The sequence below is a fragment of the Streptomyces yangpuensis genome (assembly GCF_024666385.1).
In the GTDB taxonomy this organism is placed as follows: Bacteria; Actinomycetota; Actinomycetes; order Streptomycetales; family Streptomycetaceae; genus Streptomyces; species Streptomyces yangpuensis.
In genome coordinates this window covers 2,806,523-2,819,447 of record NZ_CP102514.1, presented here as the reverse complement: position 1 = coordinate 2,819,447, position 12,925 = coordinate 2,806,523, and the positions used below count along the sequence as shown (strand labels likewise).

Sequence of the window (12,925 nt, the reverse complement as noted above, 5' to 3'; positions counted from 1 at the left end):
GGAGAGAGGACCCGCAGCCCGTCCGCCTCCGGCCCGGGCGGGTCGTACACCCGCCACCACCCGCCGCAAGCGGATCTCCGGCTTTCTCAGGCCGCTCCGGCCGTTTCCGGCATCACCGACCGCCTCCCAGCCCCTTGATCTCGTCCCAGATCGCCGGGTCCAGCATCCCCAGCCGCGCCCGGAAGTCCCACAGCGACACCTCGTCCGGCCGGTCCGCCTCCAGGAAGGCCGCCCGCCCCTGCGCCCCCACCGTCCCCGGGGGCAGCGGGATCACCCCGGCCCGCCGGTCGTGGTACTTCGCGGTGATCCACGCGACCCGCGCCCGGTGCTCCCGTACCGGGCCCACGCCCAGCACCAGGCAGGTCCGGCCGTCCGCCAGGGTCCACAGCTCACCGGGCTGCGGGTGCGGGGGCCGGCCGGTGCCGTGCGCGGGCGGGGGGCGGCGGGGGACACCCAGCCGTCCCCCGGCGATCAGCATCACCAATGCCAGAGCCACGACCGCGGCCACCGCGGGCCACCAGGACGTGTCCATGTTTCGACCGTAGCCGCGCGGGAAGGCCCCGGCACGGCAACGTCCGTGCCCACCGTCGCTCCCCCGGGTGACAGCGCAGGTGATTCCCCCCACAACGGCCTGCCGCGGAGGAGCGACCGGACGTTTCGCGCCTTACGCTCGACCCACGCACGGCCCGCATTCCGTCCACGGACCGTCCACGGAGGTTCACGCTCCATGAAGCTCACCGTCGTCGGCTGTTCGGGGTCGTTCCCGTCCGCGGAATCGGCCTGTTCGAGCTACCTCGTCGAGGCCGACGGCTTCCGGCTGCTGCTCGACATGGGCAACGGCGCCCTCGGCGATCTCCAGCGCCACTGCGGTCTCTACGACCTCGACGCGATCTTCCTGAGCCATCTGCATGCCGATCACTGCATCGACATGTGCGCGTACTTCGTCGCCCGCTTCTACCGCCACGAGGGCGGCCGCTGCGGCACCATCCCCGTCTTCGGTCCCGAGGGCACCGAGAAGCGCCTGACCACGGCCTACGACGACGTCCCGGACGAGCGGTCGATGAGCGAGGTCTTCGACTTCCGCACCCTGAAGCCGGGGAGCTTCGAGATCGGCCCCTTCCAGGTCCGCACCGAGCGGGTCGCGCACCCCGTCGAGTCGTACGCCATCCGCGTCGAGCACGGCGGCCGCTCGCTCACGTACTCCGGGGACACCGGCATCTGCCCCGAGCTGGGCCGGCTCGCCGAGGGCGCCGACCTCTTCCTGTGCGAGGCGTCCTTCACGCACGGCAAGGAGGACATCCCGGACCTCCACCTCAACGGCCGCGAGGCGGGCGAGTACGCGCACGCCGGCGGTGTCGGGCGGCTCGTCCTCACCCACATCCCGCCGTGGACCGACCCCGCGCAGAACCTCGCCGACGCCCGCGCGGTCTACGACGGCCCGGTCGACCTGGCGTACGCGGGCGCGGTCTACGAGGTCTGAGCACCCGCCCGGCCGCCCGTACACACGCGGAAGCCCCCGCCCTCCCTTCCGGGAGAGCGGGGGCTCTTCGCTCGCGGGGCTGCCTACTTGGCCTCGGCCTTCTGCAGCTCGGCGAGCTCCTCGTCGGACTCGCGGCCCGGCGTGGGCAGGTTCCACTTGATGATCGCGAAGCGGAAGATCACGTAGTAGACCGCCGCGAAGCACAGGCCCACGAGGGCGAGCATCCACGGCTTCTCCGCGATGCCCAGGTTGAGCAGGAAGTCGACGAGGCCGGCCGAGAAGCCGAAGCCGTCGCGCATGCCCAGGGCCCAGGTGAGGGCCATGGAGATACCGGTCAGCACCGCGTGGATCGCGTACAGCACCGGGGCGATGAACATGAAGGTGAACTCGATCGGCTCGGTCACACCGGTGACGAAGGAGGTGAGCGCGAGGGAGAACATCATGCCGCCGACGACCTTGCGGCGCTCGGGGCGGGCGCAGTGGACGATCGCGAGGCAGGCCGCCGGGAGGGCGAACATCATGATCGGGAAGAAGCCGGTCATGAACTGTCCGGCCGTCGGGTCACCGGCGAGGAAGCGGGCGATGTCACCGTGGACGGCACCGTTGGCGGTGTCGAACGAACCGGCCTGGAACCACGGGAAGGAGTTCAGGAGGTGGTGCATGCCGATCGGGATGAGCGCACGGTTGGCGACACCGAAGATGCCCGCGCCCACGGCGCCCGAGCCGGTCAGCCACTCACCGAAGTTGTGCAGACCCGTACCGAGGACCGGCCAGATGAGACCGAAGACGATGCCCGTGACCAGACCCGCCAGGGCGGAGAGGATCGGGACGAGGCGGCGGCCGCCGAAGAAGCCCGCCCAGTCCGGCAGCTTGGTCCGGTAGAACTTCTGGTAGAGCAGTGCGGTGATGATGCCCATCACGACACCGCCGAGCACACCGGCGTTGACCGGCGCGTCGACCATGACGATCTTGCCGCCGACCACCTTGGCGACCTGGGGCAGGTTGCTGTCGGTGAAGGTGGCGAGGACCTTCTGGAAGACCAGGTACCCGGTGACGGCGGCCAGGGCGGTGGAGCCGTCCGACTTCTTGGCGAAGCCGATGGCGATGCCGACGGCGAACAGCAGCGCCATGTTGTCGAGGATCGCGCCGCCGCCGGCGGCCATGTATCCGGCGATCTTGAGGACGAACGTCGGGAAGACGTCCTTGTCGCCGAGCATGTCGTCCGCGCCCAGGCGGAGCAGGAGCGCGCCGGCGGGCAGCACGGCAACGGGGAGCATGAGGCTCCGGCCGATGCGCTGCATGACGGCCATCACGCCAGCGCCCTTCTTCTTCTCCGCCGCGGGGGCGGTAGCCGTGGACACAACTTCCTCCAGTGGGCAAGGCGACGCCGACAGGGAAAGAACGGGGGGCGGCGACGTCTCAGAAATGGGGGTACGAGGGCTCAGATAGGCCCGCGTGGTCTACACCAATCGTGGTGTAGACCAGTTGTAGCACGGTGAGGGTTAGATAAGGAACCTTCGTTTTCCTGTGGCCTACGCCACACGGAGCGGGGGTCCTCGCGGCCGCCCCCGCACCCGGACCTCCGGACAGGCCGAAGGCCCCCGGATCCGGGATCCGAGGGCCTTCGGCGACCGGGTCGAACGGCCCTGCGGGCCAAGCCGGTTACGCCTTGGTGTTCTCCGCCTGCATCGCCTCGATCTCCTCGTCCGACTCCCGGCCCGGCGTGGGGATGTCGAACTTCGTGATCGCGAAGCGGAAGACGACGTAATAGACGACGGCGAAGCCCAGCCCGATCGGAATGATCAGCCACGGCTTGGTGGCCAGCCCCCAGTTGATGACGTAGTCGATCAGACCCGCCGAGAAGCTGAAGCCGTCGTGGACGCCGAACGCCCACGTCACCGCCATCGACACGCCCGTCAGCACCGCGTGCACCGCGTACAGCGCCGGCGCGACGAAGAGGAAGGAGTACTCCAGCGGTTCGGTGATCCCGGTGACGAACGAGGTCAGCGCCACCGACAGCATCAGCCCGCCGACCTCCTTGCGCCGCTGCGGCTTCGCACAGTGCGTGATCGCCAGGGCCGCCGCCGGCAGGGCGAACATCATGATCGGGAAGAAGCCGGTCAGGAACAGGCCCGCATCCGGGTCACCGCTGAGGAACATGTTGATGTCGCCGTGCACCACCTCGCCGTCCGGCTTGGTGTAACTGCCGAACTGGAACCACACCGGCACGTTCAGGAACTGGTGCAGGCCGATCACCAGCAGCGCGCGGTTCGCGACACCGAAGATCCCCGCACCCCAGTAGTCCAGGCCCACCAGCCAGTCGGAGAAGCTCTCCAGCGCGGCACCGATCGGCGGCCAGACCCACAGGCACAGCGCGGCGAACGCGATCGCCACGAAGGCCATGATGATCGGGACGAGCCGGCGGCCATTGAAGAAGCCGAGCCAGTCCACCAGCTTCACCCGGTGATAGCGCTGCCAGAACCAGGCGGTCAGCAACCCCATGACGATGCCGCCGAACACCCCCGGATTCTGGAAGGTGTACTGGGCGAAGGTCTCGTCCGCCCCCAGGCAGCCGCCCCCCACGTCCTTCGTGCCGTCCGGGCAGGGCACGGGAAACGCCCGCAGCACGCTGCGGTAGACGAGGAAGCCGGCCACCGCCGCCAGCGCCGTCGAGCCGTCCGCCTTCTTCGCCATCCCGATCGCGACGCCGACACAGAAGAGGAGCGGCAGACCGAGGTCCGCGTTGAGCAGGGCGCCGCCCGCGGCGGCCATCACCTTGGCGATCTGGGGCCACACACCGGTGCCCTCGGCGTCGATCAGCCCCAGCCGGTTCAGGATGCCGGCCGCCGGCAGGACCGCGATCGGCAGTTGCAGGCTCCGCCCCATCTTCTGCAGCCCCTGGTAAAGGGTGTTGCGCCGCGACGGTCGCGGTACTGCGGCGGCGCTGCTCGCACTCATCGGCGTCTCCCTGACCGGCCCGGATTTTTTGGATGCGGCAGCAGTTGCGTGCACACTGGTGTAGACCAGTTGTGGGCAGGTTGCTGCTGATCGTCATCATTCGGCAGGGACCGGACACGCGCTCGCGTAGATGGGCCAACCGTGCGTTACCGTGACAACGCGGGCCGTGCGGAGGGCTCCATGTTCCGGCCGCTGAGACTCGTTCTTCGCATCACTCAGGGAGAAACACATGGCCACCAAGGCTGAGAAGATCGTCGCCGGGCTCGGCGGCATCGAGAACATCGAAGAGGTCGAGGGCTGCATCACCCGCCTGCGCACCGAGGTCATCAACCCCGACCTCGTCGACGAAGCGGCCCTCAAGGCCGCCGGCGCCCACGGCGTCGTCCGGATGGGCACCGCGGTCCAGGTCGTCATCGGCACCGACGCCGACCCGATCGCCGCCGACATCGAAGACATGATGTGATCCGGTGATCCGGTGATCCGGTGATCCCAGTGATCCCAGTGATCCCAGTGATCCCAGTGATCCCGGTGACCCCGGTGACCCGGACTCCCTGAGTCCCGGCCGCTCGGCCCGAACACCACCGAGCACCCGCAGCACCCGCAGACCCCGTCCCGCAACCCGGACGGGGTCTTCGCGCTGCCGGGCACCCACTAGGCTCGGACACATGTCTCGCATCGACGGCCGTACGCCCGAACAGCTCCGCCCGGTCACCATCGAACGCGGATGGAGCAAGCACGCAGAGGGCTCCGTCCTCATCTCCTTCGGAGACACCAAGGTCTTCTGCACCGCCTCCTTCACCGAAGGCGTCCCGCGCTGGCGCAAGGGCAGCGGCGAGGGCTGGGTCACCTCCGAATACTCGATGCTGCCGCGCTCCACCAACACCCGCGGCGACCGCGAATCCGTCCGCGGCAAGATCGGCGGCCGCACCCACGAGATCTCCCGCCTCATCGGCCGCTCACTGCGCGCCGTCATCGACTACAAGGCCCTCGGCGAGAACACCATCGTCCTGGACTGCGACGTCCTCCAGGCCGACGGCGGCACCCGCACCGCCGCCATCACCGGCGCCTACGTCGCCCTCGCCGACGCCGTCGCCTGGGGCCAGCAGAAGAAGCTCATCAAGGCCGGCCGCAAGCCCCTCACCGGAACCGTCGCCGCCGTCAGCGTCGGCATCGTCGACGGCGTCCCGCTCCTCGACCTCTGCTACGAGGAGGACGTGCGCGCCGAGACCGACATGAACGTGGTCTGCACCGGCGACGGCCGCTTCGTCGAGGTCCAGGGCACCGCCGAGGGCGAGCCCTTCGACCGCAAGGAACTGAACGCCCTCCTCGACCTCGCCGCCGGCGGCTGCGCGGACCTCGAGGCCATCCAGCGGGGCGCGCTCGGCCTGTAGCCGACCACCGTCGGCATGCGTCGGCAACCGCCGGACACCGTTCGGCGTCCCTACGGACAACGGGCGCGGGCGCACGGTCTCACCACCGTGCGCCCGCGCACTCGTCCTCGTGTCCGCATCCGCATCCGTACTCGTACTCGCACTCGTACTCGCACAAGTCCACTCGGGAGAATTGCATGAAGCTCCGCATAGCGGCAGTAGCCGTGGCAGCCGTCCTGACCGTCCCGGCCCTCACCGCCTGCGACGCCATCTCCACGGCGATGGACTGCGCGAACACGGCGGTCGCCATCACGGACGGCGCGAACGACCTCCAGCAGGCCGTCTCCCAGGCGGGCAACAGCCCCCAGGACGCCAAGAACGCACTCGACCAGATCGAGACCAACCTCAAGAAGATCGGCGACCAGACGGACAACGCCGACCTCGGCAAGGCCATCGACTCGATGAACACGGCGGTCAAGAACGTCCGTACCGCCATCGACAGCGGCAACACCGTCCCGGACATCCAGCCGGTCGCGGACGCGGCGAGCGAGATCTCCAAGGTCTGCACCCCGGGATAATGGGGGCATGACCTCGACGCCCAGCCGCCTGATCCTCGCGACCCGCAACGCGGGCAAAGTCTCCGAACTGCGCGCCATCCTCTCCGACGCCGGCCTGCCCCACGGGCTGGTCGGCGCGGACGCGTACCCGGAGATCCCCGACGTCAAGGAGACCGGCGTCACCTTCGCGGAGAATGCCCTCCTCAAGGCCCACGCCCTGGCCAAGGCCACCGGCCTGCCGGCGGTCGCCGACGACTCCGGCCTGTGCGTGGACGTCCTGAACGGCGCCCCCGGCATCTTCTCCGCGCGCTGGGCCGGCCGCCACGGCGACGACAAGGCCAACCTGGACCTGCTCCTGGCCCAGCTCGGCGACATCGCCGACGAGAACCGCAGCGCCCACTTCTTCTGCGCGGCGGCCCTGGCCCTGCCGGACGGCACCGAACGCGTCGTGGAGGGCCGCCTCCTGGGCACCCTGCGTCACGCCCCCTCGGGCACGGGCGGCTTCGGCTACGACCCGATCCTCCAGCCCCTGGGCGAGGCCCGCACCTGCGCGGAACTCACCGCGGCCGAGAAGAACGCCATCTCCCACCGCGGCCAGGCCTTCCGAGCCCTGGTCCCCTTCATCCGAGCCCTCCTGCCCTGACGGCCGGACACGCCGAAGGGCCTGCGAATCGAAAACAAGCTTCGATTCGCAGGCCCTTGAAAATGCGGCGGAAGGGATTCGAACCCTCAAGCCGTTTCACGGGCCACAGATCCTAAGTCTGCTGCGTCGCCGTTGCGCCACCGCCGCTAGCCGCCTGCCATGATAGCGGTCGCTGGACTGCCCAGGCCCAGCAAGATCAGGCGGCCTTGCGTCGACGTCCTCCTCGACACCATGTGCCGGTGATCGAATGGCAGTTGGGGCACAGCAGCCGGAGGTTCTCGCGTCGGTCGTCACTCCAGTCGCCGTTGATGTGGTCGACCTCCAGCGTCATCGGCCGACCTCGCCAAACGGGAGGCGTTCCGCACATCTCGCAGCATTCGGGTACGCCGACTTCGCGCAACGCGCGCAGGAGCAGATACGTTCGCGTGCGGCGCCGACCGTCCTGCTTGACGAGTATGTCCTCGGCCCGGCGCTCGGGAGTGGTGCCGGGCTTGCCCCGGTTGTGGGCCTGGCCCAGGAAGTGTTCGGTCGACAAGCCGTCCTCGTGGATCCACGTTTTGAGCGCTCTGTTCATGCCTCCCGACGGCACCTTGCCCAGGCGCCGCAGGGTTTCGGCGAGTGAGCCGGATGCAGCCACGGCCTCACGCAGCAGGGTGGCTTCGGGTTTCGCACGCCGCGCGTACGTCCGGCGCCGAGGTGTCGGACCGGTGGTGTCCGCGGCATCCGTCATCGCCGTCGGCCCTTCGCCCGGCCGCGGTACGTGTCCGTGCTGGAGTGGCAATTGGGGCACAACAGCCTCAAGTTCTCCGGGCGGTTGTCGCGCCAGTCCCCGTTGATGTGGTCGACCTCCAGGGGGAGGGGTGCGCCCATCCATACAGGGGCGACGCCGCAGTCGGCGCAGGAGTCCTCGGTTCCGAGTTCCAGCAGCGCGCGTCGGAGTGTCGAGCTCGGCGTGCGTCGAGGGTGGGGCGAGTGATCCACGCAGAGGATCTCGGCGGGCGTACGCCTCCGGTGGTTGTCTCGCATCCGATCCGTCCGGGGCTGTCCGGTGAAGTGCGAGGTGTCGATGCCGAGCGCGCGGACCCGGCGCGTGATGTGGGTGTGGTTTCCGCCCACCGCGTCGAGGCCCAGGCGCCGCAGGACCTCGTACATGTTGCTGGAGGCGCTCACCGCCTCCTCCAGGATCCTTCGCGTCCAGCGATTCCCCTCACGTTCGAAGTGCGAGGTGTCCACTTCGAGCTGGGCCATGCGCCTGCGCATGTACTCACGGGACCCGCTCTTCGGGTCCAGCCCGAGGTACTCCAACGCCTCCGTCATCGTGCGTGACGCGCGCGCCGCTTCCGACAGGCGTTCCTTCGTGTACGGGCTGATCGGCATGCCCGCCCCCCCCTCCGTGTATCCGGCCGCGTGTGCGGCTCTCGTACGGAGCAACGAGGCGATAGTCGGACGGTCACGGGTGGGGTCGTCCGATAAGCGGAGCGGGCCGGCCCTGTTCAGGGGCGGCCCGCTCCAAGAGGACGGGGGCAGGGGAGTCAGATGCCCAGGTCCTTGATGATCTTGGCTACGTGGCCCGTGGCCTTCACGTTGTAGAAGGCGTGCTCGACCTTGCCCTCCTCGTCCACGACCACCGTCGAGCGGATGACGCCCGTGACCGTCTTGCCGTACAGCTTCTTCTCGCCGAACGCCCCGTACGCCGCCAAGGTCTCCTTCTCCGGGTCGCCGACCAGGGTGACCTTCAGGTTTTCCTTCTCGCGGAACTTCGCGAGCTTCTCCGGCTTGTCGGGGGAGACGCCGATGACGTCGTAGCCGGCCGTGGCCAGGGCGTCCAGGTTGTCCGTGAAGTCGCACGCCTGCTTCGTGCAGCCCGGCGTCAGCGCGGCGGGGTAGAAGTAGACGATGACCTTGCGGCCCTTGTGGTCGGCGAGCGAGACCTCGTTGCCGTCCGCGTCGGGCAGGGTGAAGGCGGGGGCGGTGTCGCCCGGCTGCAGTCGCTCGCTCATCTGACAGTCTCCTCGGGAGGGGATCGGTACGTCACGAGACTAAGCTGACAGACTGTTCACGGCGGACTACGCCCCACACGATCACCACCACCACGACCACGACCACGACGACGGAGGCAGCGCGGTGTCGGAAGCCAGGACCCCCGCACAGATCGAGGCGGACATCGTCCGCCGCCGCGAGCAGCTCGCCGAGACGCTCGACGAGATCGGCGTGCGCATGCACCCGCAGACGATCATCGGGGACGCGCGGGCCCGGGTCGCCTCGACCGTCGACCAGACCGCGGGGCGGGCCTTCGCCACGGTGAACCGTGTCGTGACGGACGTGCGGGACGGTCTGCGCCACCCGGACGGCAGCCCGCGCCTGGAGCGCATCGTGCCCGTGGCGCTGGTCGCGGCCGGTCTGGTCGGACTGCTGGTCGTCTCGGCGCGCCACAAGCGCGGATGACCCTGCGCGGTACGGGACGGGCGCGGGCAGGTAGGTTCGTGGCGTGAGCGAGAACACCACCCACGACAAGCTGCCCATCCGCATGCTGCACGACCGCGTGCTCGTGAAGTCCGATCTGCCCGAGGGTGAGCGGCGTTCCGGCGGCGGCATCCTGATCCCGGCGACGGCCGCCGTGGGCAAGCGGCTGGCCTGGGCCGAGGTCGTCGCGGTCGGGCAGAACGTCCGGACCGTCGAGCCCGGGGACCGGGTGCTGTACGACCCCGAGGACCGTGCCGAGGTCGAGGTGCGCGGTGCGACGTACGTGCTGATGCGTGAGCGGGACCTGCACGCCGTGGCCGCGGAGCGGCTGGAGGGGTCGGACGACTCCACCGGGCTGTACCTCTGACCTTTGACGGGCTGTACCTCTGATCTCTGACCTCCGACCTCTGGACCTCTGATCGGACCGGTGGTCGCGCGCAAGGGCTGGTGGCCCGGGTCACCGGCCCTTTCCGCTGTCCTTTGCTACGGTGGGTGAGAACCCGACGAGACGCGCCGTACCGGGTACGCAAAGACGACGCACCCCGTATCGCTCGATTCTCGGAGGTGCCGTCATGGCCTGGGTTCTTCTTCTCCTCGCCGGTCTGCTCGAAGTCGGCTGGTCGATCGGCATGAAGTTCACCGAGGGCTTCACCCGGCTGTGGCCCAGTGTGTTCACAGCTGCCGGGATCGTGGCCAGCATGGTGCTGCTGTCCTACGCCGCGAAGACCCTGCCCATCGGCACGGCGTACGGGGTGTGGGTGGGCATCGGTGCCGCCGGTGCGGCCGTGCTCGGTATGGCGGTGCTGGGTGAGCCGGTCACCGCCGCCCGGATCTTCTTCATCTGTCTGCTGCTGGTGGCCGTGGTGGGGCTGAAGGCGACCTCCGGTCACTGAGCCTGCGGGTACGGCAGGAACGGCTACTCCAGGAACGCGGACGGCGGGCGCGGGCCCCCGATGACCCCGCCGCCGTCCCAGCCGCCCGAGCCGGCCCCGCCCTGGGTGCCCGCGGTGGTGCCGCCCTCGTCGCCCTGGCTGGTGCCGCCGTCGTCCTGGCCGCCCTGGGTCCGGCCTCCGGTGTCCTGGCCGCCCTGAGTCCGGCCGCCGCTGTCGCCGCCCCCGCCGTCCTGGCCCCCGTTGTCTTGGCCGCCCTGCGTCCGGCCGCCGGAGTTCTGCCCGCCGTCGTCCTGTCCGCCGCCGTCCTGGCCGCCGGACGGCGGGGTCGGCCGCCGGTCGGGGGGCGGGGTGCCGTCGCCCGGTGTCTCCTGCGGCGGGTCCGACTGCGTGGAGGGCGGCGGCTGGGGCTGCGCGGCGCCCGGCTGGAGGTCGAGTTGGAAGTCCACGGGGTCGGTGCCCTCCAGCGCGGTCTTCGTGTACGCGGCCCAGATCCGGGCCGGGTAGCCGCCACCGCCGATGCGGGACTCGCCGAGCGCCCCGTACAGCGACTCCAGGGTGCCGGTGTCCGGGTCCTGGCCCATCATGGCGACCACCGTGACGAGGTTGGGGGTGTAGGCCGCGAACCACGCCGAGCGGTCCAGTTCACCGGTGCCGGTCTTGCCCGCGGCCGGGTGGCCGGCGGCGAGGGCCGCCGTGCCGGTGCCGTTGTCCACGACGCTGACCAGCATGGACGTGGTGGTGTCGGCGGCCTCGCGGCTGATGGCCTGGACGGAGGGGCGCTCGGGCAGGGTGATCTTGTCGCCGCCCTTCGCAATCTCCTCCAGGAAGGTGTAGGGGGTGCGGCGGCCGTGGTCGGCGAGGGTCGCGTACGCCTGGGTCATGTCGAGGACGCTGGCCTGAAGGGTGCCGAGTGCCATGGCCGGGCCGGCCACGAAGTTCGGGGTGTCCTCGGGGATGCCGAGGTCGATGGCGGTCTTCTTGACCCTGGCGGTGCCGACGTCGACGGCCATCTGCGCGTAGACGGCGTTCACGGAGAGGTCGGTGGCGGTGTTGACGGTGATGTTCCCGTAGGAGACCTGGCCCTCGTTCTCCGGGGCGAAGCGGATCCGGCCGCCGACGACGGGTCGTTTGTTGTCGCCGTTGTAGACGGTGTGGGGGGTGATCCGGCGGCCGTCCTGGGTGCGGGAGTCGTTCTCGACGGCGGCCGCGAAGACGAACGGCTTGAAGGTGGAGGCGACCTGGTAGTCGTGCCGGGTCGCGTTGTTCACGTACTGCCTGGTGTAGTCGACGCCGCCGTACATGGCGACGACCTTGCCGGTGGCCGGGTCGATGGAGACGCCGCCGGCCCGGACCACCCGGTCCGCCTTGCGGGCGTCGGGGTCGAGTTTGCCGAGCATCCGGTCGTCGACGGCCGCGACGAAGACGGCCTGGTGGCGGCGGTCGATGGTGGTCGTGATCCGGTAGCCGCCCTCGGCCAGCGTCTTGTCGTCGAGGATCTTGCGGTCGAGGATGAACTCCTTGATCGCTTCGACGAGGTAGCCGCGCTGGCCGGACAGGCCGGCGGCGGCGCGCACCTTGCCGGGCTCGGGGAAGCCGGTGGCCGCGCGTTCGGCGGCGGGCAGCCAGCCCTTCTTGACCATGCCGTCGAGGACGTAGTTCCAGCGGGCGAGGGCGCGGGTGCGGCTCTGCGGGTGGGAGACGACGTCGAAGGCGCTGGGGGAGTTGAGCAGGGTGGCGAGGTAGGCGCCCTCGGCGGTGGTGAGGCTGCCGGCGTCCTTGCCGTAGTACGCCTGGGACGCGGCCTGGATGCCGTAGGCGTTGCGCCCGAAGTAGCTGGTGTTCAGGTAGCCCTCGAGGATGTACGCCTTGGACTTCTCGCGGCCGAGTTTGACCGCGATGAAGAACTCCTTGGCCTTGCGTTTGATCGTCTGTTCCTGGCCCAAGTAGTAGTTCTTGACGTACTGCTGGGTGATCGTCGAGCCGGACTGGGTGCCCTTGCCGGTCGCCGTGTTCCAGGCGGCGCGGACCATCGCCTTGGGGTCCACCGCCCGTTCGGAGTAGAAGTCCCGGTCCTCTGCGGCCAGTACGGCCTCCTGGACGGTCAGCGGGATCTGCGAGAGGGGCACGTTGACGCGGTTCACCTCGCCGTCGCGGGCGATCTGGGAGCCGTCGGAGTAGAGGTAGACGTTGGACTGCGCGGTCGCGGCGGCGTTGGCCGGCGGGATGTCGACCAGCAGGTAGCCGGCCACGAGGCCGCCGCCGATCAGGAGGGCGAGGAGCAGTACGGTGCCGAGGACCATGCGCCAGGTGGGGAGGAGGCGCCGCAGGCCGGTCCGCCGGCGACGGGCCTTCCCGCCGGGTCCTTCTGGCCCGGGAGGTCCTCCCGGTGCGCCGGGTCCCGCGGGTCCCGCGTGACCGCCGGGCGGGGTGTCCGGGTCGCGAGGGGTCCAGCCCGCGGGTGGTGACTGGTCGCTCATCTCCAGGACTCCTCGACGCTGTTCGAAATATCCACTTCTGTACCTCATGGTGTCTACCCGATGGCCGGTGACCACCGTCCCGGA

General features: G+C 69.8%; 15 protein-coding genes, 1 tRNA gene and 1 riboswitch. Of the genes, 8 read left to right on the top strand and 8 right to left on the bottom strand.

Features of this window, described 5'->3' with window-relative positions:
• Window positions 1-112: 112 nt before the first annotated feature.
• Window positions 113-532, bottom strand: a complete 420-nt coding sequence (locus tag NRK68_RS12870; protein WP_183065552.1) for a hypothetical protein — start codon at window positions 530-532, stop codon at window positions 113-115.
• A gap of 195 nt (window positions 533-727) precedes the next feature.
• Here NRK68_RS12870 and NRK68_RS12865 point away from each other — a divergent pair, with 195 nt between their 5' ends.
• Entirely contained in the window at window positions 728-1,480 is a 753-nt protein-coding gene (locus NRK68_RS12865; protein WP_183065551.1) for an MBL fold metallo-hydrolase, read from the top strand.
• 83 nt (window positions 1,481-1,563) lie between these two features.
• Here NRK68_RS12865 and NRK68_RS12860 read toward each other — a convergent pair whose 3' ends face one another.
• Together NRK68_RS12860 and NRK68_RS12855 are read right to left on the bottom strand one after the other, a co-directional pair.
• A complete protein-coding gene (locus NRK68_RS12860; RefSeq protein ID WP_257857833.1) occupies window positions 1,564-2,790 on the bottom strand; it encodes a PTS transporter subunit EIIC in 1,227 nt (408 codons plus the stop codon).
• A 352-nt stretch (window positions 2,791-3,142) separates the two neighbouring features.
• Window positions 3,143-4,438, bottom strand: coding sequence for a PTS transporter subunit EIIC (locus NRK68_RS12855; protein ID WP_257855824.1), 1,296 nt, complete (start codon window positions 4,436-4,438; stop codon window positions 3,143-3,145).
• 229 nt (window positions 4,439-4,667) lie between these two features.
• Between NRK68_RS12855 and NRK68_RS12850 the strand changes: the two genes are divergently transcribed.
• The 4 genes from NRK68_RS12850 (at window position 4,668) to rdgB (ending at window position 7,008) form a co-directional block, all read left to right on the top strand.
• Entirely contained in the window at window positions 4,668-4,901 is a 234-nt protein-coding gene (locus tag NRK68_RS12850; protein ID WP_030662640.1) for a PTS sugar transporter subunit IIB, read from the top strand.
• Between the two features lie 202 nt (window positions 4,902-5,103).
• Window positions 5,104-5,829, top strand: a complete 726-nt coding sequence (gene rph / locus NRK68_RS12845; protein WP_030962816.1) for a ribonuclease PH — start codon at window positions 5,104-5,106, stop codon at window positions 5,827-5,829.
• 176 nt (window positions 5,830-6,005) lie between these two features.
• Window positions 6,006-6,386 carry a hypothetical protein gene (locus tag NRK68_RS12840; protein WP_030962817.1) on the top strand — a complete coding sequence of 127 codons (381 nt, stop codon included), beginning with the start codon at window positions 6,006-6,008 and terminating at the stop codon, window positions 6,384-6,386.
• Between the two features lie 7 nt (window positions 6,387-6,393).
• Complete coding sequence (gene rdgB / locus NRK68_RS12835) at window positions 6,394-7,008, top strand: RdgB/HAM1 family non-canonical purine NTP pyrophosphatase (protein ID WP_183065549.1); 615 nt, start codon at window positions 6,394-6,396, stop codon at window positions 7,006-7,008.
• A 63-nt stretch (window positions 7,009-7,071) separates the two neighbouring features.
• On the opposite strand, the gene NRK68_RS12830 is transcribed toward rdgB, so the two are convergent.
• The 4 genes from NRK68_RS12830 to bcp form a co-directional block, all read right to left on the bottom strand.
• A tRNA-Leu gene (locus NRK68_RS12830) sits at window positions 7,072-7,155 on the bottom strand.
• Between the two features lie 49 nt (window positions 7,156-7,204).
• On the bottom strand, window positions 7,205-7,738 hold the full coding sequence (locus NRK68_RS12825) for an HNH endonuclease (RefSeq protein WP_183065548.1): 534 nt from the start codon (window positions 7,736-7,738) through the stop codon (window positions 7,205-7,207).
• Complete coding sequence (locus NRK68_RS12820; protein WP_257855823.1) at window positions 7,735-8,385, bottom strand: HNH endonuclease; 651 nt, start codon at window positions 8,383-8,385, stop codon at window positions 7,735-7,737. Before NRK68_RS12820 ends, NRK68_RS12825 begins: the two co-directional genes overlap by 4 nt.
• A gap of 155 nt (window positions 8,386-8,540) precedes the next feature.
• Window positions 8,541-9,008: a thioredoxin-dependent thiol peroxidase gene (gene bcp / locus NRK68_RS12815; protein ID WP_046774756.1), complete on the bottom strand. Its 468-nt coding sequence runs from the start codon at window positions 9,006-9,008 to the stop codon at window positions 8,541-8,543.
• 124 nt (window positions 9,009-9,132) lie between these two features.
• Here bcp and NRK68_RS12810 point away from each other — a divergent pair, with 124 nt between their 5' ends.
• From NRK68_RS12810 to NRK68_RS12800, 3 genes are all read left to right on the top strand, one after another.
• The gene (locus tag NRK68_RS12810; RefSeq protein WP_183065546.1) at window positions 9,133-9,453 is read left to right on the top strand and encodes a DUF3618 domain-containing protein; all 321 of its coding nucleotides are present in this window, start codon (window positions 9,133-9,135) and stop codon (window positions 9,451-9,453) included.
• A gap of 43 nt (window positions 9,454-9,496) precedes the next feature.
• Window positions 9,497-9,838, top strand: coding sequence for a GroES family chaperonin (locus tag NRK68_RS12805; RefSeq protein ID WP_030852162.1), 342 nt, complete (start codon window positions 9,497-9,499; stop codon window positions 9,836-9,838).
• A 110-nt stretch (window positions 9,839-9,948) separates the two neighbouring features.
• A riboswitch (guanidine-III (ykkC-III) riboswitch) is annotated at window positions 9,949-10,013 on the top strand.
• 30 nt (window positions 10,014-10,043) lie between these two features.
• The gene (locus NRK68_RS12800) at window positions 10,044-10,364 is read left to right on the top strand and encodes a DMT family transporter (protein ID WP_257855822.1); all 321 of its coding nucleotides are present in this window, start codon (window positions 10,044-10,046) and stop codon (window positions 10,362-10,364) included.
• Between the two features lie 23 nt (window positions 10,365-10,387).
• On the opposite strand, the gene NRK68_RS12795 is transcribed toward NRK68_RS12800, so the two are convergent.
• Window positions 10,388-12,841, bottom strand: coding sequence for a transglycosylase domain-containing protein (locus tag NRK68_RS12795; RefSeq protein ID WP_257855821.1), 2,454 nt, complete (start codon window positions 12,839-12,841; stop codon window positions 10,388-10,390).
• Between the last annotated feature and the right edge of the window lie 84 nt (window positions 12,842-12,925).